Below are 23873 nucleotides of genomic sequence, written 5' to 3'. Positions count from 1 at the left end.
GCCCGGCATGAACGCCCGTCCCCTCGCGGCGCTCGGCGTCGCGATCACTACGTTCCTCGTCGTCGCCGCCCTTATCACCGAGGCGCTCGCCGCCCGGATCGCGTTCTCGGCGATCGTCGGGCTGCCGGTCGGCATCGCGGCCGGGATCGTCACCGGAGCCGCGACGCGGACGCGGCTCTGGCGCTCGCCGCGGGCGCGACCGGCTCTGCTCGGAATCGCCGCCTTCGGGTACGCGATCCTCGCCGTCGCCGCCGTCTCGTACGCCGTGCCGCCCGCTCGCGGGCTCGTGAGCGTCGCGACCGCGGTCCCGTTCGCCGCGGTCTGCGCCGTCGCGGCCGCCCTTCTCGCGCGGCGTTATCCGGAGCGGATCCGATAAGAGCGCCGGGCGGCGTCCGGGCCGACGGGCGGCCGGGTCGTGCGCCTCACGCGAAGACGACGAACCGAAACAGCCACAGCACGCCCATCCCGACCGCGATCGTCGCGAACACGTTCTCCGTCCGCCACGCGACGACGCCCGCGACGGCGCCCGCGATCAGCCGCTCGTCGAGGAGGGTCGCGGCGACGGAGGGGCGCAGCGTCACCAGATCGGGGAGCACGAGCGCGGCGAGCACCGCGGGCGGGACGTACCGCAGTGGGCGTTTTACCCGGGCGGGCACCTCGTCGATCCGGCCGAACAGGTGGATGAAGGAGAGCCGGAACCCGTAGGTGGCGATCCCGATGAGGAGGATGGCGACCCAGACGCGCGGGGAGCCCGTGCCGAGGGGCGCGCCGGTCACGCCTCGACCACCTCCGTCGCGAGGCCGACGGCGATCCCCGTGACCGCGCCGACGAGCAGTCCGAGGTTCAGCGGGAGGCCGGCCGCGACGACGGCGACCGCGCCGGCCGCGACGCCGGCGGCGGTCGTCGGTCGGTCCTTCATCGCGGGGACGAGCAGCGCGAGGAAGACGAGCGGCACCGCGAACGTGAGCCCCCACGCGTCGGGGACGCCGGCGCCGACCACGACGCCGACGACCGTGCCGATCTGCCAGACGACCCACAGCGACGCGGCCGCGCCGAGGTAGTACCGCCAGCGGCTCCGGGCGGAGTTCTCCTCGAACTCCGCGACCGAGATGGCGTACGCCTGGTCGGTGAGCACGTACGCGAGGCCGGCCCGGAGCCGGCGCCCGTACTCGGCGAAGTACGGCGCGATTGAGGCCGAGTACATCACCATCCGGACGTTGATCACGACCGCCGTTCCGACGACGACCGCGAGGGGGGCGTTCGATCCGAGGAGGTCCAGCGCGGCGAGCTGGGAGGCGCCGGCGAACACGATCACGGACATGCCGACCGCCTCCGCCAGCCCGAGGCCGGCGTCGACGGCGGCGATGCCCGCGACGAGCGCGAACGGGACGATACCGAGCATGAGCGGCGACACGTCGCGCACGCCGGCCCAGAGGTCGCCGGCGGCGGCGTCGCTGGCGGCGGCGTCCTCGGTGGCGTCGCCGCCGGCCGCGTCGCCGTCGACGGTGTCGCCCTCGACGTCGTCGGTGAGCTCTCCCTCCACGGTCACTCCCGGGGGTAGACCGGCTCGTCGTACTTCGCGGCGAGGTGATCCGCGTGCTCCAGCTTCGCGTTCGCCTTGCGGAACGTGCCGAGCAGCGAGTGGACCTCCCGTTCGGTCGGGTGCGCGCGCCCGAGTAGCCGGCGCATCAGCAGCGCGTTCTTCTCGCGGACGTGCTCGCGCTGGCCGGTCGCCGCGAGGAAGTCGCCGAAGAACTCGTGGAAGCGCTCCACGTCGCCCTCGGGGGCCCGCGTGACCGCCGTGTCCGGGAGCTGCGTCTCGTCGACGGTGAGCTCGCGGAGCTCGTACAGCAGCACGGTCGCGGCCTGTCCGAGGTTCAGCACGGGGTAGTCGTCGTCCGCGGGGATCGAGCACACCTCGTCGAGCCGCGAGAGCTCCTCGTTGTTGAGCCCGCGGCCCTCGCGACCGAACACGATCGCGGTCGGCGCGTCGACGGCCCGCAGCGACTCCCGGAGCTCGGCCGGCGTCTTGAACGGGAACCGCTCGTGGCTCCGGTCGTCCTCGCCGGTGATCGCGGTGGTGCCGACCGTGTGGTAGTTCGCCACGACCTCGTCGAACGTGACCGTGTCCGCGTTCGGAAGCACGTCCTCGCGGGCGTGGCCGGCGAAGCCGTACGCCTCGCCGTCCTCCGTCAGCTCCGGCGGGTCGACCAGCTTGAGGTCCGAGAGGCCGAAGTTCTTCATCGCCCGAGCGATGGTGCCGACGTTGCCGGGCGTCTCCGGCTCGACGACGACGACCACCGGCTCGCGGCGGGTGGACTGAGCGCGGTCGTCGCTCTCGGCACCGGCGTCGCCCTCGGCCACCGCGTCCTCGTCCGCGCCGCTCATCGGTTCGACGGGTAGTCGGTCGAGAGGTCGACGTCCTCGAACTCGTCTTCGTCCAGTTCGTCGTCGGCGCCCCCCTCGTCGTCTTTCCCGGCGAGTTCGAGGATGTCGATCCGGTCGCCCTCGAAGTCCTGCTCGACGCGTTCTTGGATCTCCGCTTGATCCGGCAGGTCCGGGAGCCCGTCGGGGTCCTCCTCGACGTGCTCGACGGAGCCGTACCCGTCCGGGGCCTCGTTGCCGGCCGCGACCCACTCGTGGAAGCGGTCGCCGAACTCCAGGCCGCCGGCGTGCTCGCTCCCGCCCGCTTCGCGGTACCAGTAGATCAGTTCGGGCTCGTGTTCGGGGCAGAGCAGCACCTCGCCGTTGGGCTCCCCGTAGACGATCTCGGCCTGGTTACAGCGGTGGATCTCGCTTTCGCCGTGTTCGAGGTAACAGACGTCGCACGGCTCCTCGACGAGCGAGACGAGCCTGAAGAGCCGCTCTCGGGGCCCTTCGGGGATCTCGTCGAGCGGCTTGAGCTCGCCGTCGTCGGTGAATATCTCCTCCTCGTCGAACCGCCATCCGCGGAGGCCGACGCTCACTTTCGCCATGCGAGCGCCTAGACGAGGCGCAGATAAAAGCGCGTCCTTCCCGGGACGAGCGCGTCGTTCCGACCTCGGCGCCCTCGCGCGGGACCGCTCGACGACGCGCTCGAACGCTCGCCGTTCCCGCCGCGAGGCATATACGCGAGCGACTCGTACCCCGCCCGATGCGACGCCGGGACCTGCTGGCCGCGATGGGCGCCGGCTCGGTCGGGGGATTCGCCGGCTGTGCCGGCGTCGGACCGACCGCGAGCGACGGGGAAGCCGACGGCGAGCGCGACGGGAAGGCCGACGACAGCGACGGGAAGGCCGACGACAGCGACGGGGACGGCGACGGCGCGGATCGGGCCGCCGAGTGGCCGTCCGGCGCCTACGCCGACTACGACGTGACTCTCGTCGAGGCCCGCACCCCCGACGGCGACCGCCTCGGGAGGGTGACCGCCGCGGTCGCCGAGACGGGCGAGCAGCGGTTCCTCGGCCTCAGCGACGCCGAGACGCTCCCCGAGGACGCCGGGATGCTGTTCGTCTTCCCGGCGCCGCGGGAGGACCTGACGTTCGTGATGCGCGAGATGTCGTTCGGGATCGACATCGTCTACGCCGACGCCGAGGGGACGATCGTCGAGATCCACAACGCGCCGGAACCGGGACCGAACGAGGACGGGAGCGAGCAGACGTATCCGGGGTCCGGCCGGTACGTGCTGGAAGTCCCATATAAGTGGACCGACCGACACGGCGTCGCGGTCGGGGACGTCTTGATGTTCGAGCTGTGACCCCGCTCAGCGAGACCGCTCGCTCATCGCCGGCTCGATCGACTTCAGTTCCGACGTTCGAGCGACGTTCACCGCGAGCACGACAGTCATGACGGCGAACAGCGCCACGAGCGAGAGGGCGAAGACGGTCACCCCGACCGTCATGACCAGTTGGCTTCCGAGCAGTTCGCCCCCCATCGTCGCGAGGAGGGCGACTATCGCGAGTCCGAGCAGTCGATCTTCGGATTTCGTGTCCATACGCGTGCTTCGTGCCGGAGGGCAATAACGCGTGTCCGACGGCTGCCGTCATGTCTCACACTGACACGTGTCTCCGCTCGCTTGCGACCCGTTGCCATCCCTCACTCGCCCCGTTTATGATGCTCGCGCCCGTGGTACTGTTATGCGAACTGTGGACGCCGCGGGACTCGGAATCGGCGACGATCACCCGCCCCGGATCATGGGCGTGCTCAACGTCTCTTCGGAGTCGCCGTACGACCCGAGCGTGTACGACGACCCGGGCGAGGCGGCCGAGTACGTCGACGAGGAGCTGATCGGGGAGGGCGCCGACATCGTCGACGTGGGACTGGAGTCCGCCAACAAGGACCTCGACGTGCTCTCGGCCGACCAGGAGCTTGACCGGCTCGACACCGCGGTCGAGACGATGGAGTCGACCTCCGGCGACGCCGTCTGGTCGATCGAGACCCGGTATCACGAGGTCGCTGACGAGGCGCTCTCGCGCGGCTTCGACATGGTCAACGACATCTGCGGGTTCGCCGACCCCGAGATGCCTCGCGTCTGCCGCGAGCACGACGCCGCCGTCTCGAAGATGGCCTCGCCGCCGGACCTGGAGCGCCCGGGCGCCATCGAGGACGTCGACGACATCTACGAGGCGCTCTCGATGAACGGCCTCACCGACAAGACGATCCTCGACCCCGCCTTCGGCGGATGGTCCGAGGCGAAGACCCACGCCGACGACCGCGAGACGCTCCGCCGCTTACGGGAGTTCAGGGGGTACGGCCGGCCGCTGCTCGTCTCGATCAACCGCAAGAGCTTCTTGAAAACGATCGCCGGCCGGACCACCGAGGAGGCGCTCCCCGTCTCGCTGGCGGCCACGTCGATGGCGGTCGAGCGCGGCGCGCACGTGATCCGCACGCACGACGTCGCGGAGACCCGCGACGCGGCGCTCGTCGGCGCCGAGTTCGCCCGGGACCGAGTCCGGTCGGGACGCGACGCCGGCGACGTCGCCGTCGAGGAACTCGACGTGACGACCGCGCGGGAGGCGGAGCGCCACCTCGACCGGCTCGGCGCCGACCCCGCCGCCGCGGGCGACGCGGCCGTTCGAACGTACGAACTCGACGGCCTCCCGGAGCCGGCCGTCGGGGCGCTCCGGGCCGCGACCGCGGGAGCCGAGGGCGTCGACGGAGCGGTCTTCGCGCTCCCGGCCGCGGCCGACGCCGCCGCCGCCGCCCCGCACTCCGCGACCGACGGCGGCGTACCCGACGCCGACGGGACCGGATCCACGGGACTTCTGATCTGTACGCCGACCGCGCTCTCAGCGGTCACGGCCGCGGTTTCCGGCGTGTCAGTCGCGCTCGATACCGCGCTCGAAACGATAGACGCCGGCTGGAAGTAAGAGAAAGTTTATGCCGTCGTGCAGACAACCAATCGACCGGACGCCGGAGGGGCACGCGGGTAGGGGTACTCTGTGCTACTCCGGCCCATACCATATTCCACCCCGCCAGCGGCGGCGCTGCGCGGCGCCGGGGCGGGCCGACCGATCCGCCCGCCCGAACACGGGGGAGCGAGCGTGAACTTCGAGACGTTCGAGCCGGTCTACGAGGCGATCCTCGCGGACTTCGGCTTCGAGCGGGCCGACGACGAGCGCGCCCGCGACGTCGCCGCCGGGCTGGCGACCCCCTTCCCGCTCGACCGCCTCGGCGACTGGCGCGGCGCGACGGTCGCGGTCGCCGGCGCGGCGCCGAGACTCGCCGACGATGTCGACCTCGCCCGCGGCGCCGACGTCGTCGTCGCCGCCTCGACCGCCGCCGACGTCCTCCGGGAGCGGGGCGTCGCGGTCGACTGCATGGTGACCGACCTCGACAAGAACCCGGAGACGGCGGCCGCGTTGACGCGCGAGGGCGTGCCGGTCGCCGCCCACGCCCACGGCGACAACCTCCCCGCGGTCCGGAAGTGGCTCCCTCGGTTCGACGACGAGTGGACGCTGGCGACGACGCAGGCGGCGCCGACGGGAGTCGTCGTCAACACCGGCGGATTCACCGACGGCGACCGCGCCGCCTTCCTCGCCGACCACGTCGGTGCCGGCCGTCTGGTCTTTCCGGGGTGGGAGTTCGACGACCCGGACGTCGGCCCGATGAAGGCGCGGAAGCTGGACTGGGCCGCTCGCCTGCTGCGGTGGCTCGAACGTCGTCGCGGCGAGCAGTTCGACGTTCTCGACGGACGGCGGGAGGAGGCGGACGCCGCGCTCGACTCGGTGCTGCCCGGCCGCGACTAGTACGGCGACGACTCGACGCGGGCTTTCGGCAGCAGCTCCTCGCGGTCGCGCGCCTCCAGCCACTCCACGAGCCGTACGAGCTGGTCGGTCGCCGCCTCGAACAGCCGCGCCGCCTTCTCGGGCGTCACGTCGGTCGGGTCGCCGAAGGCGCCGTTCGCGGAGTTGTCGACCGAGTCGAAGAACGTCCGGGCGCCGTGGACCATCGCGTCCGACTCCTCGAGGTGGACGAGCCCGTCGTCGCGGGCGTTCTCGAACTGGTCCTCGCGGACGAGCTCGGGGGCGATGTGGGTGATCATGGCGGTCTCCTTCGGCCCCGCGTGCGGGCCGTTGTGCTCGAACAGCTCGTCGACGAGCTCCGGGATCGACTCGTCCCACATCCACTCCAACGCGTACGTCGTCCCGTCCTCGTGGAGTCGGCGCGCGACCTCGCGGAGGTGCTGGACGTTGCCGCCGTGGGCGTTCACGTAGACTACCCGGTCGATCCCGTGGTACGCGAGGTTGCGGGTGAACCCCTCGACGTAGTCCCGGAACTCCGGCGGGTCGACCCACATCGTCCCCGGGAACTGCCGGTGGTGCGGGCTGACGCCCACGTCGACCGTCGGCGTGCGGACGACGCCGGTCTCCTCGGCGGCCGCGCTCGCGAGCGCCTCGGCGATGAGGTGGTCGGTCGCGAGCGGGAGGTGCGGGCCGTGCTGTTCGGTGGAGCCGAGGGGAACGAGCGCCACGGACTCGTCCGACAGCTTCGCCCCGAGCTCCGGCCAGGTCCGGTCGGCGAGATACATACCCGCAGGTGGTGTTCGGGACGTATGAACCCAGTCGTCCCGGCGCCGTTCGCCGTCTCGTGCGCGGCCCCCGCGGCGGCCGGCTCGGCGCCCGTCGCGACGGCCGCGGTCCGCCGGTCGACGAGGGGGTCGTCCCGTGTCGCCACCCTTTTTGTGTCGTCCGGCCGAACTCGCTGGTATGTTCGGAGGAGGCGGCATGAACCCGCGGAAGATGAAACAGATGATGAAACAGATGGGGATCGACGTCGAGGAGCTCGACGCCGAGCGGGTCGTCATCGAGACGGCCGACGGCGACCTCGTCTTCGACGGCGCCCAAGTCACCAAGATGGACGCGCAGGGCCAGGAGACCTACCAGATCGTCGGCTCCCCGGAAGAGGTCGCCGACGCGGGCGCGGGCGGCCCCTCGGCGGTCGAGGGCGGATCCGCCAGCGCGGCCGACGAGACCGACGAGGCCGCCGACGTCGGTATCCCCGACGAGGACGTGGCGCTGGTCGCCGAGCGCGCGGGCGTCCCGCAGTCGACGGCCCGCGAGGCGCTCGAGGACAACGACGGCGACCTCGCCGCCGCCATCGCGGAGCTGGAGTGACCGGTTCGGCGTGACCGACGCCGCGTACCTCCTCGTTCACGAGGACCGGGAGTACCTGCTAGAGCCCGGCGAGGAGTTCGGCACCGACCTCGGCGTGCTCGAGGTCCCCGAAGACGTCGAGGGCGGCGACACGGTCGAGACGCACCTCGGCACCGCCTTCGCGGTCCGCGAGCTCCGCGGGCCGGACCTGTTCAACCACCTCGAACGCACCGGCGCCCCGATGATGCCCCGCGACGTGGGGCTCGTGATGGGCCACACCGGTGCGTCTGGCGGCGACCGCGTCCTCGACGCCGGCACCGGGACGGGGATCCTCGCCGCCTACCTCGGCCGGGCCGGCGCCGACGTGACCACCTACGAGATCGACGCCGAGTTCGCCGACGTCGCCCGCGCCAACATGGCGACCGCGGGGGTCGCCGACCGCGTCGATGTCCGCACCGGCGACCTCACCGAGGAGCTGGACGACCTCGCCGAGGACGAGCCGTTCGACGCGCTCACGCTCGACACCGGGGACGCGCCGGCCGTCGTCGAGCGCGCCGACGAACTGCTCGTCTCCGGCGGCTGTCTCGCCGTCTACTCCCCGTTCGTCGAGGGTACCCGCGAGGCGGCCCTCGCCGCTCGTGATGTCGGTCTCGACGGTATCGAGACGCTGGAGACGATCCAGCGCGAGATGGACTTCTCGGAGCGCGGCTCGCGCCCCTCCACCGCGGGCGTCGGCCACACCGGCTACCTCGTCTTCGCGCGAGCGCCCTGAGCCGGCGCAACGTTCTTTCCGGTCCCGACGCACCGGTCCGTATGGCTCCCTCGACGGGCGGCGACGGCGCCGCCGCTGGCGACGACAGCGCCGCCGCCGCCGCCACCGGCGGCGACCCCCCGACCGAGCCATCCGAGGTCGCCGTCGCGATCGACGAGTACGGCGACGCGCTCGCGGGCTCGATCGAGTCGGCGCTCGCGGGGCGGTCCGGCGTCGTCGCCGTCGGCGTCCCGCTCGGGCTCCTTCCGTCTGTCCTCGCGGCTCGGAGCCGTACCGCCGACGGCGAGCCGTGGCGGGTCGCCTGTCGCCCCGGCGCGGTCGACGCGCTCGAGAGGGCGTTCGTCCTCGGCACCGCCGTGGCCGAGTCGGTCACGGAGGGATCGATCGAGTTGCGGACGCTCACCGGCGAGGCCGTCTCCGCCGGCGACGCCTCGGCGGCCGAGACCGCACCGCGTTCGCTCGTGTTCGCGACGCCGGACCGCGTCGACGCCGTCGCCGGCCCCCGCGCGGACCGGACGCTCGTCTCCGAGACGGGCGACGCGACCGCCGCCGCGCGCGGCGCCGCATCGGCTCGGTTCGAGGCGGCGGCGCCCGCGCCCGTCGGGATGCCCTCGCGTACCCGGCTGCTGGCCGCGGCGCGCGGAGTCCTCGACGACCGCTTCGCGGACGACGTCGCCGCGGTCCTCGACGCGCTCGACTACGGGGCGGTCGGCCGAGTCGGGACCGTCACGGATCGGGCCCTGTTCGTCGCGCTGGCGGCCCGACACGACCATCTGTTCCGGGACCTCCGCCGATGGATCGACGGCGAGTGGAGCACCGGCGACGAATCCGGAAGCGCCGGAAACGAACCCGGAAGCGCCGGGATCGGCGCCGACGGGGTCGGTCCCGACGGCGGCCGCGTCGCGATCGCGCCCGGTCAGGAGCTCACGGACGACCGCCGGGCGCTCGTGGAGCGGAAGCTGATCGAGTCGATCAAGATGCCGATGGGGCCGGGGCGCCCCCAGTTCCGTCTCAGGGCGGTCGACGAGGCGCTCCTCCGGGCCGAGCCGACCGAGGTGCTCAGCGTGCTCCGCGGGCGGTTCGCGCTCCCGCTCGACGAGGACGGCACGCTCTACCGCGGTCCCGGCGAGGAGAGCCGTCGACCGGTGTGGGACCGGCGGCGGTGACCGCCGGCCGCGCCTCCCCGTCGAGAGCGCGGACGTGACAAGAACTAACTCCCGGCGGCGCCCCCGAACGGATATGCCGAACTTCTCCGACAGGGTCGAGCGGATCTCCATCAGCGGGATCCGCGAGGTGTTCGAGGCGGCCGGCGACGACGCGATCAACCTCGGGCTCGGACAGCCCGACTTCCCGACGCCGGCGCACGCGCGTCGGGCGGCCGTCGACGCGATCGAGGACGGGAAGGCGGACGCCTACACAGAGAACAAGGGGATCCGGTCGCTCCGGGAGGCGATCGCGGAGAAGCACCGGGGGGACCAGGGGATCGACTTAGACCCCGCGAACGTGATCGCCACCGCGGGCGGGAGCGAGGCGCTCCACGTCGCGATGGAGGCGCACGTGAGCGCTGGCGACGAGGTCGTGATCCCGGACCCGGGGTTCGTCTCCTACGACGCCCTCACGAAGCTCGCGGGCGGCGAGCCCGTCCCCGCGCCGCTGCGCGACGACCTCACGATCGACCCGGCCGCGATCGAGGCGGCGATCACCGACGACACCGCCGCGTTCGTGGTGAACTCGCCCGGCAACCCCACCGGCGCGGTATCCTCCGAGGCGGACGTGCGCGAGTTCGCGCGGATCGCGGACGAGCACGACGTGCTCTGTATCTCCGACGAGGTGTACGAGTACACCGTCTTCGACGGCGAGCACTACTCGCCGATGGAGTTCGCGGAGACGGACAGCGTCGTCGTCGTCAACTCCGCCTCGAAGCTGTTCTCGATGACGGGCTGGCGGCTCGGCTGGGTGTACGGCTCGGACGAGCGCGTGGAGCGCATGCTGCGCGTCCACCAGTACGCGCAGGCCTGCGCGTCGGCCCCGGCCCAGTACGCGGCGGAGGGCGCGCTCCGCGGCGACCGCGGGATCGTCGACGAGATGACGGCCTCCTTCGAACGCCGCCGCGACCTGCTCCTGGAGGGGTTCGACGAGATCGGCCTCGACTGCCCGACCCCGCAGGGCGCCTTCTACGCGATGCCACGCGTTCCCGAGGGGTTCGTCGACGAGTGCATCGACCGCGGGGTGATCGTCGTCCCGGGCGAGGCGTTCGGCGAACACGGCCGCGGCCACGCCCGGATCTCGTACGCGACCGACGAGAGCGAACTCCGCGAGGCGCTGGACGCGATGGGCGAGGCGTACGAGGCGGTCCGCTGAGCGCCGACGAGAGAGCGCGGTCGCTCGGTCGGACGGCCGGGGGCGAAGTAGCGTCAACATCTGCCAAACAATTACCTCGAAGCATTACCCGGGCGCGGGAGGTTTCCGCAAGTTATACTGCGACCCACGGAGTACCGAGAGGTAATGGACCGGAACATTCAGGTCAGCCGCCTCGACCGGCGGGCCGTCGAGGACCAGGAGGTCGAGATCGTCGAGCGGAAGGGTATCGGACACCCTGACTCGATCTGCGACGGCGTCGCGGAGTCGGTGTCGCGGGCGCTCTCGCAGCTCTACTTGGACCGCGTCGGCAAGGTGCTCCACTACAACACGGACGAGACGCAGCTCGTCGCCGGCCGCGCCGCCCCCGCGTACGGCGGCGGCGAGGTCGTCGAGCCGATCTACCTGCTCATCGTCGGCCGCGCCACGAAGGAGTACGAGGGCGAGCAGCTCCCCGTCGACTCGACCGCGCTGGCGGCCGCCCGCGACTACCTCGCCGAGGCCATCCCGGAGTTGGAGTACGGAACGGACGTCGTCGTCGACGTCAAACTCGGCGAGGGCTCGGGCGACCTCCAGGACGTCTTCGGCGAGGAGACCCAGCAGGTGCCGATGGCGAACGACACCTCCTTCGGCGTCGGTCACGCCCCGCTCACGGAGACGGAGACGATCGTCCACGAGGCCGAGCGAGCGCTCAACGGCCGGTATCACGACGAGCACCCCGAGCTCGGCCCCGACGTGAAGATCATGGGCAAGCGCGAGGGCGACCGGATCGACATCACGGTCGCGGCCGCGATGGTCGACCGGTACGTGGACGGGCTGGACGCGTACGACGACGCCGTCAACGACGTGCGCGAGTTCGTCACCGGGCTCGCTCAGGACCACACCGACCGCGAGGTCCACGTCGAGGTGAACACCGCTGACGACTACGACGAGGGGTCGGTGTACCTCACCGTCACCGGCACCTCGGCCGAGCAAGGCGACGACGGGTCAGTCGGGCGCGGGAACCGCGCGAACGGGCTCATCACTCCGAACCGGCCGATGTCGATGGAGGCGACCTCCGGCAAGAACCCCGTCAACCACATCGGGAAGATATACAACCTCCTGTCGACGCGGATCGCCGAGTCGGTCACCGACGAGGTCGACGGGATCCGCGACCTGCAGGTGCGCCTGCTCTCGCAGATCGGCCGCCCGATCGACGAGCCGCACGTCGCCGACGCGCAGCTCGTCACCGAGGAGGGGGTCGCGCTCGGCGACATCGAGGCGGAGGTCCTGACGATCGTCGACCGAGAACTGGCCGACGTCACCGACGTGACCCGGAGCGTCATCGACGGCGACGTCTCGACGTTCTGAGCGGCGGGACCGGAGGGTCGCTCCGCCTCGCCCCCCGACGACCGCAACCGATTTGAGGAGCCGGCGAGACCGATAGCGTGTGACGCGGGTGTGTCTCCTCGGCGATCCGGACGTCAACCTCACCTACGAGCTGCTGTCTCGCGAGACCGCCAGGGACGCGCTCGCGACGTACGACATCGAGGAGCCGTTCGCGAACAGCCTCGCCGTCGACACCGTGAGCCTCGGCGCCGCGGTCGCGCTGTTGAACGACCTCAACTGGTACCTCGTGCGCTTCGTCGACGAGGCGCTCGTCCGCGAGCCGTCGATTTCGACCGACGAGTGGCTCTCCCGCGACCTCGCCCGCGAGGTCCGCGACGGCGCCGTCCCGCCCGAGGAGACCGACCAGCGCCTGAAGGTGTTCGGACTCGTGGACGGCCGGCCGGTCGAGCCGCTGTACGTCCGCCGGAAACAGGGCGAGACGCCCGAGTACGACCTCCGCGACGTGGAGGAGACGGTCGTCGTCCGGGTGAGCGAGTCCGAGTTCTCGGGATAATCGGTTGTCGGTTATTTATATACTACTTGAGTGACCGCTACCGAGCCTCTGACCGACTGTTTATAAATCGGGATCGACGGGTCGACGGAGAACACCTCCAAAGCCCCGGCCGCGAGACGGGCGCACGCTCGCTGCGGTCCTCGGTCGCTCGCGATGCTCGCTCCCTGCGGTCCTTGCTTCGCCTGCCCCCGTCTCGCGGCCGCCCCTTCGAGTCCCGCCCCGTCTCGCACGGCAACCGCACCTCACGCCTCCCCAGCCTCGCCGCTCGCGCCTTATAAAGGCGCTCGCGGCGTCCCTCGCACGCGCTCTTCGCGCCCTTCGGGCGCTCAGAGGCGCGCGCCGCCGCTTCAATCGTTTTCGCTCCGGATACGATCCTACAAGTCGATTCGGGGAGCAGGAACGATATGGCACGCGTCACGGTCTGGAACGAGTACCGCCACGAGCGCGAGAGCGACGTCGTCGCCGACCTCTACCCCGACGGGATCCACGCGGTTCTCGCGGAGGTCTTCGAGGAGGCGGGCCACGACGTCCGCACCGCTACCCTCGACGAGGGCCCCGACCACGGCCTCACCGAGGAGGTCTTAAACGACACCGACGTGCTCACGTGGTGGGGCCACGCCGCCCACGACGAGGTGCGCGACGAGGTCGTCGACCGCGTTCACGAGCGCGTGCTCGACGGGATGGGACTCCTCGTGCTCCACTCCGCGCACTACTCGAAGATTTTCAAGCGGCTCATGGGCACCAGCTGTTCGCTGAAGTGGCGGGAGGCCGCCGAGACGGAGCGGCTCTGGACGATCGAGCCGGGCCATCCGATCGCCGACGGGATCGGCGAGTACATCGAGGTCGAGGAGGCGGAGATGTACGGCGAGCGGTTCGATATCCCGGCGCCCGACACGCTCGTCTTCAACTCCTGGTTCGCCGGCGGCGAGACGTTCCGCTCCGGCTGCTGTTACCGCCGCGGCAACGGGAAGGTGTTCTACTTCCGCCCGGGCCACGAGACGTACCCGGTCTACTACAACGACGACGTCCGACGGGTGCTCCGGAACGCGGTCGACTGGGCGGAACCGGGTGACGGTCCGAACCCGGAGTTCGGCAACGCCGACCCGATCGAAGCGATCGACACGAGCGACGACCGGACGGTTCACTAGCGGCGGTACGCGGGCCGCTCACACGCGGCCTCTCGGCCTCACGGCACGTCGCGAAGCTCCATGAACGCGGTCATCACGGCCGATTCGGCCTTCCTGAGGTGTTCCGACGCAGTGCTCGGAGCGGCGTCGATCCGCTCGGCGACCGCCTCGACGGTCGCCCTCCGCGGGGACTCGTAGTAGCCGCACTCCACGGCGGCCGCGAGGGCGTCGAACTGCCGGTCGGTCAGTCCCGGGTCGAAGAGGTCCTGCCGCCAGTCGTACTCGCCGATCCGGAGGACCGTGGTCTCGATCCGGTCGGGGAGATCCGCGAGCGCGTCGCCTAGCGGCCCCTGTGTCCCGATGAGCGTCAGCCGAGCGACCCCGTTCGGGCGGAAGTCGACCGGGGGGACGACGACCACGCCGGTCCGCTGGAGCGGGCCGAACATCGCCTCGTCGACCGCGTCGCGTCGCTGCGTGAGAAAGACGTAGTGGCCCGTCTCGTCGATCCGGGTGACCTCGAACTCCCGGATCCGGTCGACTGACCGAAGAGCGTCGGTGTACACGTCGATGTCGCCCTCCACGTAGAACAGGAACGTGTCGTCCGGTTCGTCGAGGACCGTTCCGTGGAGGAGCACGTCCCGATCCACCGCGTCCGACTCGTCGATCAGCCGGTGTATCGGATGGATGAGGTCAGGCGGATATCTGAGTTCGATCCGGAGATACTTCACGCCAGGCGATGGCGACGGTGAGGTTATAAAAACCCGCACTGAGCCGGCAGAAGCGTCGGGTCCTCCGGCCGCGTTCGTTGGAGTATGTCGACCGACGCGCTGACCGAACGGAAGGACGCCGACGCGGAGGGTGACCCGTTCTCGTCGATCCGTGAACTGGTCACGGCACGCGAGACGCACCTGAACGCGCCCGCCGCTCGGATTCGCCCGGACGCGGTTCAAGCGGCGCTCTCGAGGCTGAAATCGGAAGCCGGATTCGACCACCTCGCCTGCGTCACCGCGCAGGAGTACGAGAACCGGTACGAGTCGATCTACCACCTCCGATCGTTCGATGACCCGACTCGGGAGGTCGGCGTCGTCGTCCCCGCAGACAAGGACGACCCGGTCTCTGAGTCGGCCGAGCCCGTGTTCCGCACCGCCGACTGGCACGAGCGGGAGGCGTACGACCTCGTCGGGATCCGGTACGACGACCACCCCGACCACCGGCGGATCCTCCTGCCCGAGACGTGGCAGGGCCACCCCCTCTCGATGGGGTACGACCAGGACCGCCCGCAGATCGCGGCGCTGTCCGAGAACGAGCCCGTCGAACCCGGATCGTCCGCGGCGACCGGGAGCGACACGATGCTCCTCAACATCGGACCGCACCACCCGGCGACCCACGGCGTCCTCCACCTGCAAGTCACGCTCGACGGGGAGGACGTCGTCGGCGTGGAGCCGGACATCGGCTACATCCATCGCTGCGAGGAGCAGATGGCCCAGTCCGGGACGTACCGCCATCAGATCATGCCGTACCCCGACCGCTGGGACTGGGGCGGTGGCGGCCTGCTGAACGAGTGGGCGTACGCCCGCGCGGCCGAGGACCTCGCCGATATCGAGGTGCCGGAGTACGCGCAGGTCATCCGGACGATGGGCGCCGAGTGCAGCCGGATCCTCTCGCACATGCTGGCGATGGGCGCGTACGCGCTCGACGTGATCGGCGACTTCACCGCGACGTTCATGTACGCGATCCAGGAGCGCGAACGGGTCCAGGACGTCTTAGAGGACCTGACGGGCCAGCGGCTGATGTTCAATTACTTCCGGCTCGGCGGCGTCGCCTGGGACCTCCCCGAACCCCGCGAGGAGTTCTTCTCGACGGTGCGGACGTTCCTCGACGGCCTCCCGCGTCGGCTGGAGGAGTACCACGACCTCCTCACTCGCAACGAGATCCTCCAGTTGCGCACGGTCGACACCGGCGTTCTCCCCCCGGAGGTCGCGAAGGAGTACGGCTGCACGGGGCCCGTGCTCCGCGGGTCGGGCGTCGACTACGACCTGCGCCGCGACGACCCGTACGGCTACTACGACGACCTCGACTGGGACGTCGTCACCGAAGACGGCTGCGACAACTACAGTCGCCTGCTCGTCCGGATGCGCGAAGTCGAGGAGTCCGCGAAGATCGTCGAGCAGTGCGTCGACCTGCTCGAGGACTGGCCAGAAGACGAGCGGACGGTTCAGGCGAACGTGCCCCGCACGCTCCGACCGGACGACGACACGGAGATCTATCGCGCTGTCGAGGCCGCCAAGGGCGAGCTCGGCATCTACATTCGCGCGGACGGCACCGACGAGCCCGCCCGCTTCAAGATCCGCGGGCCCTCCTTCTCGAACCTCCAAGCGCTTCCCGAGATGGCCGACGGCGAGGCGATTCCGGACCTGATCGCGTCGCTGGGGAGCTTAGACACGATCATGGGCGAGGTCGACCGGTGAGTCGCCGCTGTCTCGGACGAGCCGGCGGCTCACGACTGTAGGACGACCGCCGCTACGGCGCGGACGTTGAAAGGCGACCGCCTCGCGCGAACGCGAGACGACCGGTGTGTCGCACGCCGGCGGCCGGTCGAGTAGGGGTCGGCCGCGACGGTATATAAACCCTCCTTCACAGAGCCGCCGGGACGAGGCGCTCGCGAGGCGCCCCCGAATCGCCGTCGCGATCAGTCCGGCCGGTGGACCTCGCCGTCGCGTCCGTCCGCGTCTTTCCGGCGGAGCGCGGCGGCCGCGTTGTTGGCGTCGTACCCGAAGAAGACGTCCTTCGCGTACGTCTCGGCGACCTCGGTCGCGTGGATCAGGTCGTCGACGGCGACGTCGACCGCGTACAGCTCCAGCGAGAACGGCGTCTCCGGCGGCGCGCCGTGGACGTCATAGTCGCCGCCGAGCCGCGTCCGGAAGCCGCGGGCGATCGCCTCCAGCCAGTAGGTCGTCGCGTACTCGGTGTCGTACAGCGGGACGACGAACTCGTCGACGTGGTCGGCGAGTCGATCGAGGTCCAGGCCGGCGCGCGCTCTGAGGTGGCCTGGATACGGGTCGGGGTACAGCGTGAGCAGCACGCGGCCGGGGACCAGTTCGGCGGCGTCGGCGACGAACCCGGTGATGACGTCGGCGCGCCAGTCGCTCCAGCGCTCGCGGTCGCTCTCGGCGAACAGCCGCTCGCAGCGGTCGCAGCGACAGAACCCCTCGCGCGGGAACCCCACGTCGTCGAGGCGCACGTCGTCGCTCTCGGCGGCGCAGTCCTCGATTATCTCCAGCAGACCCTCGCGGTACTCCGGGTGCGTCGGGCAGATGTACGCCCAGTCGAAGTAGTCGCGGTCGCGGGTCGCCGGCTCGCCGCGCTCGTCGACGGGGACGAGGTCCGGGTTCTCGCCGGCAGCGGCGTTGTCTCCGAAACACGACACCATGTTCACCGCGTTCGGGAGCGGCGCGGCCGACCGCCCCGTGACGTCTTTCACCTCGTAGAAGCCGAGGTCGAACGGCTCCATCTCGACCTCGTCGGCGTTGCGCGTGACGACCCCGTACATACCCGTCGCTACGCGATTGCGGGGTAAAAACGGCGGGCATCCGCCCGCGGGGATCGGTCGGAGTCGGTGCGCGGTCGCGCCGCTCGCTATTCGACGGTCACCGGCTCCTTGTCGCCGGCGAACAGGAAGTACGCGAGCGTGACGAGCGACAGGACCAGAACGAGCTTCAGTTTCTTGCTCATGTCCGACGCATCGAGCGGCGGGCGCTAAAACCTACCGGAGCGTCGGACGGACCGGGTGGCCGACGGCCGAAAACCACCCCACCTCGCTCGGGTCAGACGTCGATGTGGTCGGCGATGTCGGCGCGCAGGATCGTCGAGCAGTAGTCGCAGCGGACGCCGTCGGCGACGACGTCGAACCGGGTGTCGACCGGCTCGTCGGCGTTCGTGATGCAGTTCCGGTTCGGACACGAGAGCACGCCGGTCACCGTGTCGGGACGCGTCACGCGGTTCTTCTCGACGACCTCGAAGTCCCGGACGATGTTGATCGTCGCCTCGGGGGCGATGAGCGAGAGCACGTCGACCTCGGACTGCGAGAGCTCCCGTTCCTCGACCTTCACGATGTCCTTGCGGCCGAGCCGGTCAGAGGGGACGTTCATCCCGACGGAGACGCCGAACCCCTCGGAGCCGTCGATCCCGAGGATCGCCAGCACGTTGAGCGCCTGCCCGCCCTCGACGTGGTCGATCACGGTCCCGTCGCGGATCTTCGAGACGCGGAGCTCGTGGTCGCTCATCGGCCCACCTCCGTTCCCTCGGCGGCCTCCGCGTTCTGCATGAGGGTGTCGAGCAGCGCCATCCGCACCGGGATCCCGTTGTGCGCCTGTTCGAAGTAGCGAGCGTGGTCCGTCTCGTCGACGTCGGGCGCGATCTCGTCGACGCGCGGGAGCGGGTGCATGACGGTGAGGTCGTCGGCGGCGTCTTCGAGCGTCTCGGCGTCGATCTGGTACTCGCCGGCGACGCGGTGGTACTCGTTCTCGTCGGGGAACCGCTCCTTCTGGATCCGGGTGACGTACAGCACGTCGAGCTCGCCGAGCACGGTCTCGAGGTCGGTGTGCTCGCGCACCTGCGCGCCGGTCTCGTGGAGGTCGAACCGGACCGACCGCGGGAGCCGCAGCGACTCGGGGCTGATGAAGTGCTGGTTGGCGTCGAACTCCGTGAGCGCGGCCGCCAGCGAGTGGACCGTGCGGCCGTACTTCAGGTCGCCCATGATCCCGACCGTGAGGTCGTCGAGCCCGTGGTTCTCGCGGATGGTGTGGAGGTCGAGGAGGGTCTGGGAGGGGTGTTGGCCGGCGCCGTCGCCGGCGTTGACGACGGGGACGGAGACGTGCTCGGCGGCCAGCTTCGCGGCGCCCTCGCTCGGGTGCCGGAGGACGAGCGCGTCGCCGTAGCCCTCGATGACGCGGACGGTGTCGGAGAGCGACTCCCCCTTCGACACCGACGAGGAGTCGACGTCGCCCATGTCGACGGTGTTCATGCCGAGACGTTTGGCCGCGCTGTCGAAGCTCATCCGGGTCCGCGTGCTCGGCTCGAAGAAGCAGAGCGCGAGCACCCGCCCGGCGTGCCGGTCCGCGAAGGCGGCGGGGTCGTCGGCGACCTCCCGGGCCCGGTCGAGCACCGCCTCGATGTCATCCCGCGAGAGCTGTGTCGCGGTGATGAGGTGGTCCTGACGCATCGTCGGAGAAGGGGGTCGGCAGTATCTTGAATCCCTCGGCTCGGCCCGCCAATTCGGTGATCACGAAAGTGGACACCGCCGTCAGCGCCGGTTTCGAGATACGTAATGTCGGCTCAGTTTCACGAATGCGCCGGTGTCTCACGTATCGTCGGGCGCTACGAATCGCACTGACCAATTCATTTCGGGATGTTTTATTCTGCAATCATACTCTAAACATTTGTAAATAAACATAACGCTCGCTCAAATATTGCGCAAACCCAAACCATACAGAAGAGGTGTTTCAGCCGGAATAATTTCGTTTCTAAGCGACTGTAGTAATATGTTAAATATTAAATATGAATAGTCCTTGTAAATCGATGGCATGGGCTGCCCGTATCATTCGAACGGGAACGACGAGGAGGCGACGGACGGTCACGCCGACGACGTCAACGACGGTTCGAGCGTGTCGTCCGACAGGGGAATCGAGCGACGGTCGTTCATGAAGTCAGCGCTCGCGATCGGGGGAGCGAGCGCGCTGACGACCGCCACGGGACTGTACGGGGTGCCGGAGACGGTCTCGGCCGAGGGGGGAGCCCGGATCGGCGCCGAAGCACGGGACAACAGACAGCACGCGTGGGACGGCTTCGAGACGGACATCTCCGAGGGCGGCGTCACGGCCCATCCCTCTCACCACGTGACGCTACACTTGAATTACGTGCCCGGCAAGGAGGAGGAGCCGAGCGCCGCCGACCGAGCGACGGTTGAAGAGGTGCTCCGCGAGATCGAGCGCCACTTCGAGTGGGCCAGCGAGGGCGTCCTGTTCACCATCGGCTACTCGCCCGCCTACTTCGACCGGTTCGACGCGGACCTACCGAGGGGACTGAGTCCGAAGGGGAAGGTCGTCAAGCCGGGGCTGTTGCGGCCGAAGCAGCTCATCGATACCCCCGGCGTGACCCTCGACCACGAGGACCCCCACGCCGACGAGGCGGAGGTCTGTCTGCACCTCGCCAGCAACAACGCGCAGAATATCATGGCCGTCGAGGAGTTGCTATGGGGGGGCGAAGCCGAGATGGACGGCGACACCGTCGAGTTCGACGCCACGTTCTCGGGCGTCCTCGAGACGGCCGGTGACGGGAGCGGCCGCCCGACCGAGTACCCTTATCGCCGGACCGGATTCGCCGGCCACGAGACGATCACCGAGGAGCTCGAGTCCGACACCGACTTCGACCCGGACCGCATCCCGGACGACCCGGAGGCGGAGCTGACGATGGGGTTCAACGATCTCTACCGCAACAGCATTCCCCGCGAGGACAACGCGACGATCCTCGAGGACCAGAACCTCGTCGTGCCGCACCCGCCGGGTGCATTCGCACAGGGGACCATCCAGCACGTCTCGAAGCTCGACATCGACCTCGACCGCTTCTACGACGAGAACGACACAGAGGGCCGCCGCGAGCGAATGTTCTCGCCCGACCACACCGATGAGAACACCGGGACGGTCGGTGAGAACCTCGGAGACAGCAGCGCGCCGGGCGACACGCCGCTGCGGGAGCTGGGCGGCGAGACCGACAAGGCCGAGCAGACGGTCGACGATTACGACGACGCGGGCGTGGCCGGCCACGCGCAGAAGCTCTCCCGGGCCCGGTTCGACCTGGAGACGCGACTCACCGAGGAGGGGCGAGAGCGCCTGTCCGGGAGCGAGCGCGACGAGATACTGCCGGCCGAGGAGCGCGACGACGACTTGGACGGCCACGACGGGAACCAGGAGGCGGAACAGGTGCTGCTCCGACGCGACGTCGCGACCACCGACCAGCAGACGCCCGGGAACCTCTTCATCTCTCTGATGCGGTTCAACCCGTACATGGCGTACATCCGGCAGGCGATGAACGGCGTCGAGTTCGACTCGAAGGCGTTCGGGCTGACCGGCGAGGACCGTATCGACGACGAGAAAATCGGCGCCGGCCCCGACAGCGGCATCGTCAACTATCTCGAGACGAAGGTTCGCGGGAACTACCTTGTGCCGCCGATCACGAACCGCGCGCTCCCGCACCCGCAAGGCGAGGAGGTCGACGTCTCGGTCAAGCGTGCCGGGGAGAACTACCGAGTGACCGTCGACGGAATCACGGCCGACGCTATCGAGGACGGCTCCGTGCGGTGCGGTTGGTTCTACGACGTGAACCGCGCGGGCGGCGCGGAGCCGCGGCAGGTCGTCCAGCGCGGTAATCGGACGACCTTCGTGTTCCCCGCGGACGGGACCGGCGTCGACACGGCGCCGGGCGGATCGGACGGCAGCGTTCGGGTCCGGTTCCTCGCGAAGCGGAGCGACACGGGTCGACCGGTTCGCGGGACGGCCGAGATCCCCCAGACAGCGAGCGGAAACGCCGGGCAGAAAGGGAAGAAGGGCCAGAAAAAGAACTGACTGCGGAGTACTCCTGACGCCGAGCGGATCCCGCCGGCAGCGATTATAAGCGGATCCGCGCCCAACGAACGGCCATGTCCGAGAACGATCCAGCGGACCTGCTCCCGAACGACCGTGTGAAGCAGGCCGCGCTCGACGGAGATGTGACCCAGCTCCACCGCGGGAACCAGTACGGTGAGGAGGGCGACATCTTCGATATCGACAGCGCGACGTTCGAGCTCACCGAGGTCACCGAGCGCACCCTCGGCGACATGACCGACGCCGACGCGAAGCGAGAGGGGTCGCCGTCGCTGGAGGCGTACAAAGAGCGGATGGTCCGCGCGCACGGCGGGAACTTCGACTGGGACGACGACGCCGAGGTGGTCCGCCACCGGTTCGAGCGCGTCGAATGAGCCTCCGCCTCCGCCCGGACCGTTCCGCGTGAGGTGGCGGTGCGGTATCCCATTATTTATACTGTAGGATACTGGATACCATTCGCATGGCGGCAAGTGACGAGGCCGGGGTCGTCGAACGTATCGGATTCAGTATCTCAACGGTCGTGGAGCGATGGATGCCAAGTCCCTTCGTGTTTGCAATATTGTTGACGTATATCGTCTTCGCCGCCGGCCTCATCGCGACCGGATCGGGTGCCGTAGAGCTGTTAGATTTCTGGTACGGCGGCTTCTGGGCGTTCCTCGGGTTCTCGATGCAGATGGTGTTGATCCTGATGACCGGGTTCGTCATCGCGTATCACCCGCGGGTCAACGACCACCTCCAGCGGCTCGCCGAGGTCCCTAACTCCGGGGCGCAGGCGGCGGCGTTCGTCGGCTTCATTTCGATGTCGCTGGCGTGGGTCCACTGGGGATTCAGCCTGATCATGGGCGCGATCTTCGCCCGCGAGATGGGGAAAGTCGCGCACCGGAAGGGGATCGACGTCCACTACCCGCTGTTGGCGGTCGCGGGCTACATGGGGCTCGGCCTGACGTGGCACTGGGGCATCTCCGGGTCCGCTCCCTTGCAGTTGACCGACGCGAACAACATCGGCGAGGGGACCGGCTTCGAGTTCCTCGCCTCGACCGTGCCCGCCGTCGAGACCATCTTCCACCCGTACGCGCTTACCCTCACCGCCCTCTCTATCGTCTTCGCGAGCGCGATGCTGTACGTTCTCGCTCCCTCCGGGAGCCGCGCGAAGGGGATCACGCACTACGTCGACGAGGCGGAGCTGTTCGACGGGGCCGCCGACGGCGGGACCGACGCGGCCGAGGTCGCCGATCCGGTCGACGAACCGCCGGCCGGCGTCGACGACGTTCCGGCCGAGCGGCTGAACAACAGCCGGCTCCTCGGCGGCCTGATCGCGCTCTCGGGGGTCGCCGTCGTCGCCTACCAGTTCCTCGGGCAGGGGCTCGGGGCGTTCACGCTAAACGCGGTCAACTTCGGGTTCCTCTTCGCCGGCCTCCTCATCTACCAGCGCCCGGCGTACTACCGCGACCGATTCAACGAGGCCGCCGGCGCGGCGGCCGGCATCGTCCTCCTCTTCCCCTTCTTCGCGGGGATTCAGGGGATCATGGCCGACTCCGGGCTCGCGCTGCTGCTCGCCGAGGCGCTCCTCGACGTGTCGACGGCGGCGACGTACCCCGTCGTCGCCTGGCTCGTCGGCGCCGTCGCGAACGTGTTCGTTCCCTCCGGCGGCGGCGAGTGGCTCGTCATCGGTCCCTCAGTGCTGCAGGCCGCGGAGAGCCTGGGCGTCCCCTACGGGCAGGCGACGATCGCGTACGCGGTCGGCGACGCGCACACGAACCTGCTGAACCCGTTCTGGGCGCTGCCGCTGCTGGCGATCACGGAGGTCAAAGCGCGGGAGATGTTCGGGTACGCGATCGCGATGCTGCTCGCGCTGATCCCGTTCCTCGCGGTCGCGCTATACGCGGTGCCGTACTGAGCCGCGGAGCGGCCTTTTTTTTAATCGTCGTCCGCGGCCGCGCCGTCGGCGCCGTCGGTGTCCCCGCCGGCCGCGGTCGCCTCCTCGTCCTCGATGCTCGGCGGGTACTTGCCGCGGTCCAGCTTCAGGTCGGACTGCGGGCGCGCCATGCAGGTGAGCGCGTACTCCTCGGCCTCCTCGTCGGTGAGCCCGCGGGCCGCGGGCTGGGTCACCTCGCCCTCGACGATCTCGGCGGAGCAGGCGAGGCACATCCCGACGCGGCAGGAGTACTCTTGGGCGATCCCCGCCTCGATACAGGAGCCGAGGACCGTCTCCGTGTCGGCCACCTCGATCGTCTCGCCGGTGCCGACGAACTCGACGGTGTACTCTGTCATGGCGCGGAGTACCCGCCCGCCAATCAAAAAGGGTTCCCCTCGATCCCGTCGCCGGCGCGGGGACGGAAGAATAAGTGGGCGGTGGTGGTTGGGCCGGTTCGCGTCGGTCCGTCGTTGTCGTTATTGGGTGGGTGAACACCGTCAAAGCCCCAGCCGTTCGATTATGAATGGCTAATACTGGACCGCCAGCGAACACCTCCAAAGCCCCAGCCGGGAGACGGTCGCAGGTGACGCAAGCACCGCAGGGAGCGA

General features: G+C 69.7%; 26 protein-coding genes. 15 read left to right on the top strand and 11 right to left on the bottom strand.

Features of this window, described 5'->3' with window-relative positions:
• Window positions 1-7: 7 nt before the first annotated feature.
• On the top strand, window positions 8-376 hold the full coding sequence (locus DJ75_RS01905; protein WP_094522186.1) for a hypothetical protein: 369 nt from the start codon (window positions 8-10) through the stop codon (window positions 374-376).
• A 46-nt stretch (window positions 377-422) separates the two neighbouring features.
• Here DJ75_RS01905 and DJ75_RS01900 read toward each other — a convergent pair whose 3' ends face one another.
• The 4 genes from DJ75_RS01900 to DJ75_RS01880 form a co-directional block, all read right to left on the bottom strand.
• Window positions 423-776 carry an AzlD domain-containing protein gene (locus DJ75_RS01900; protein ID WP_094522185.1) on the bottom strand — a complete coding sequence of 118 codons (354 nt, stop codon included), beginning with the start codon at window positions 774-776 and terminating at the stop codon, window positions 423-425.
• Complete coding sequence (locus tag DJ75_RS01895; protein ID WP_094522194.1) at window positions 773-1402, bottom strand: AzlC family ABC transporter permease; 630 nt, start codon at window positions 1400-1402, stop codon at window positions 773-775. Before DJ75_RS01895 ends, DJ75_RS01900 begins: the two co-directional genes overlap by 4 nt.
• A 143-nt stretch (window positions 1403-1545) precedes the next feature.
• Window positions 1546-2388 carry an RNA methyltransferase gene (locus DJ75_RS01885; protein WP_094522184.1) on the bottom strand — a complete coding sequence of 281 codons (843 nt, stop codon included), beginning with the start codon at window positions 2386-2388 and terminating at the stop codon, window positions 1546-1548.
• Window positions 2385-2975: a hypothetical protein gene (locus DJ75_RS01880; protein WP_094522183.1), complete on the bottom strand. Its 591-nt coding sequence runs from the start codon at window positions 2973-2975 to the stop codon at window positions 2385-2387. The genes DJ75_RS01885 and DJ75_RS01880 overlap by 4 nt, the downstream gene beginning before the upstream one ends.
• Before the next feature lie 158 nt (window positions 2976-3133).
• Here DJ75_RS01880 and DJ75_RS01875 point away from each other — a divergent pair, with 158 nt between their 5' ends.
• Window positions 3134-3736 (top strand): DUF192 domain-containing protein, encoded by a 603-nt coding sequence (locus DJ75_RS01875; protein WP_094522182.1) that lies wholly within the window; start codon window positions 3134-3136, stop codon window positions 3734-3736.
• Window positions 3737-3742: 6 nt separating this feature from the next.
• On the opposite strand, the gene DJ75_RS01870 is transcribed toward DJ75_RS01875, so the two are convergent.
• Window positions 3743-3973 carry a hypothetical protein gene (locus tag DJ75_RS01870; protein WP_094522181.1) on the bottom strand — a complete coding sequence of 77 codons (231 nt, stop codon included), beginning with the start codon at window positions 3971-3973 and terminating at the stop codon, window positions 3743-3745.
• A gap of 142 nt (window positions 3974-4115) precedes the next feature.
• Here DJ75_RS01870 and folP point away from each other — a divergent pair, with 142 nt between their 5' ends.
• Complete coding sequence (folP, locus tag DJ75_RS01865) at window positions 4116-5348, top strand: dihydropteroate synthase (protein WP_094522180.1); 1233 nt, start codon at window positions 4116-4118, stop codon at window positions 5346-5348.
• Between the two features lie 174 nt (window positions 5349-5522).
• Window positions 5523-6227 (top strand): 6-hydroxymethylpterin diphosphokinase MptE-like protein, encoded by a 705-nt coding sequence (locus DJ75_RS01860; RefSeq protein ID WP_094522179.1) that lies wholly within the window; start codon window positions 5523-5525, stop codon window positions 6225-6227.
• On the opposite strand, the gene DJ75_RS01855 is transcribed toward DJ75_RS01860, so the two are convergent.
• Complete coding sequence (locus tag DJ75_RS01855; protein ID WP_094522178.1) at window positions 6224-7009, bottom strand: creatininase family protein; 786 nt, start codon at window positions 7007-7009, stop codon at window positions 6224-6226. The genes DJ75_RS01860 and DJ75_RS01855 overlap by 4 nt on opposite strands.
• 178 nt (window positions 7010-7187) lie before the next feature.
• Here DJ75_RS01855 and DJ75_RS01850 point away from each other — a divergent pair, with 178 nt between their 5' ends.
• The 7 genes from DJ75_RS01850 (at window position 7188) to DJ75_RS01820 (ending at window position 13734) form a co-directional block, all read left to right on the top strand.
• Window positions 7188-7595, top strand: coding sequence for a nascent polypeptide-associated complex protein (locus DJ75_RS01850; protein ID WP_094522177.1), 408 nt, complete (start codon window positions 7188-7190; stop codon window positions 7593-7595).
• 10 nt (window positions 7596-7605) lie between these two features.
• Complete coding sequence (locus DJ75_RS01845) at window positions 7606-8346, top strand: tRNA (adenine-N1)-methyltransferase (RefSeq protein ID WP_094522176.1); 741 nt, start codon at window positions 7606-7608, stop codon at window positions 8344-8346.
• 41 nt (window positions 8347-8387) lie between these two features.
• On the top strand, window positions 8388-9512 hold the full coding sequence (locus tag DJ75_RS01840) for a DUF5821 family protein (protein ID WP_094522175.1): 1125 nt from the start codon (window positions 8388-8390) through the stop codon (window positions 9510-9512).
• 73 nt (window positions 9513-9585) lie between these two features.
• Entirely contained in the window at window positions 9586-10707 is a 1122-nt protein-coding gene (locus tag DJ75_RS01835) for a pyridoxal phosphate-dependent aminotransferase (RefSeq protein ID WP_094522174.1), read from the top strand.
• A 144-nt stretch (window positions 10708-10851) separates the two neighbouring features.
• A complete protein-coding gene (locus DJ75_RS01830; RefSeq protein ID WP_094522173.1) occupies window positions 10852-12054 on the top strand; it encodes a methionine adenosyltransferase in 1203 nt (400 codons plus the stop codon).
• 79 nt (window positions 12055-12133) lie between these two features.
• Window positions 12134-12586 carry a DUF5804 family protein gene (locus DJ75_RS01825; protein ID WP_094522172.1) on the top strand — a complete coding sequence of 151 codons (453 nt, stop codon included), beginning with the start codon at window positions 12134-12136 and terminating at the stop codon, window positions 12584-12586.
• A gap of 404 nt (window positions 12587-12990) precedes the next feature.
• On the top strand, window positions 12991-13734 hold the full coding sequence (locus DJ75_RS01820) for a ThuA domain-containing protein (protein ID WP_094522171.1): 744 nt from the start codon (window positions 12991-12993) through the stop codon (window positions 13732-13734).
• Window positions 13735-13772: 38 nt separating this feature from the next.
• Here DJ75_RS01820 and DJ75_RS01815 read toward each other — a convergent pair whose 3' ends face one another.
• Window positions 13773-14441: a helix-turn-helix domain-containing protein gene (locus DJ75_RS01815; protein WP_094522170.1), complete on the bottom strand. Its 669-nt coding sequence runs from the start codon at window positions 14439-14441 to the stop codon at window positions 13773-13775.
• Window positions 14442-14525: 84 nt separating this feature from the next.
• On the opposite strand from DJ75_RS01815, the gene DJ75_RS01810 reads away from it, so the two are divergent.
• On the top strand, window positions 14526-16181 hold the full coding sequence (locus DJ75_RS01810) for an NADH-quinone oxidoreductase subunit D (RefSeq protein WP_094522169.1): 1656 nt from the start codon (window positions 14526-14528) through the stop codon (window positions 16179-16181).
• A gap of 221 nt (window positions 16182-16402) precedes the next feature.
• On the opposite strand, the gene DJ75_RS01805 is transcribed toward DJ75_RS01810, so the two are convergent.
• From DJ75_RS01805 to pyrB, 3 genes are all read right to left on the bottom strand, one after another.
• The gene (locus tag DJ75_RS01805; RefSeq protein WP_094522168.1) at window positions 16403-17263 is read right to left on the bottom strand and encodes a hypothetical protein; all 861 of its coding nucleotides are present in this window, start codon (window positions 17261-17263) and stop codon (window positions 16403-16405) included.
• 274 nt (window positions 17264-17537) lie between these two features.
• Window positions 17538-17996 (bottom strand): aspartate carbamoyltransferase regulatory subunit, encoded by a 459-nt coding sequence (gene pyrI, locus DJ75_RS01800; RefSeq protein WP_094522167.1) that lies wholly within the window; start codon window positions 17994-17996, stop codon window positions 17538-17540.
• Entirely contained in the window at window positions 17993-18934 is a 942-nt protein-coding gene (gene pyrB / locus DJ75_RS01795) for an aspartate carbamoyltransferase (RefSeq protein ID WP_094522166.1), read from the bottom strand. The genes pyrI and pyrB overlap by 4 nt, the downstream gene beginning before the upstream one ends.
• 361 nt (window positions 18935-19295) lie before the next feature.
• On the opposite strand from pyrB, the gene DJ75_RS01790 reads away from it, so the two are divergent.
• The 3 genes from DJ75_RS01790 to DJ75_RS01780 all read left to right on the top strand — a co-directional run bounded on the left by DJ75_RS01790 (window position 19296) and on the right by DJ75_RS01780 (window position 23247).
• Window positions 19296-21332, top strand: coding sequence for a hypothetical protein (locus DJ75_RS01790; protein ID WP_094522165.1), 2037 nt, complete (start codon window positions 19296-19298; stop codon window positions 21330-21332).
• Between the two features lie 74 nt (window positions 21333-21406).
• Window positions 21407-21724, top strand: coding sequence for an ASCH domain-containing protein (locus tag DJ75_RS01785; RefSeq protein WP_094522164.1), 318 nt, complete (start codon window positions 21407-21409; stop codon window positions 21722-21724).
• 86 nt (window positions 21725-21810) lie between these two features.
• Window positions 21811-23247 (top strand): short-chain fatty acid transporter, encoded by a 1437-nt coding sequence (locus tag DJ75_RS01780; RefSeq protein WP_094522163.1) that lies wholly within the window; start codon window positions 21811-21813, stop codon window positions 23245-23247.
• A gap of 20 nt (window positions 23248-23267) precedes the next feature.
• Here the strand turns inward: DJ75_RS01780 and DJ75_RS01775 are convergent, their stop codons facing one another.
• Window positions 23268-23621 carry a 2Fe-2S iron-sulfur cluster-binding protein gene (locus DJ75_RS01775; RefSeq protein WP_094522162.1) on the bottom strand — a complete coding sequence of 118 codons (354 nt, stop codon included), beginning with the start codon at window positions 23619-23621 and terminating at the stop codon, window positions 23268-23270.
• Between the last annotated feature and the right edge of the window lie 252 nt (window positions 23622-23873).

Origin of the sequence: Halorubrum sp. Eb13 (assembly GCF_002252895.1) — an archaeon.
GTDB lineage: Archaea > Halobacteriota > Halobacteria > Halobacteriales > Haloferacaceae > Halorubrum.
This window is presented reverse-complemented; position numbering and strand designations above follow the sequence as displayed.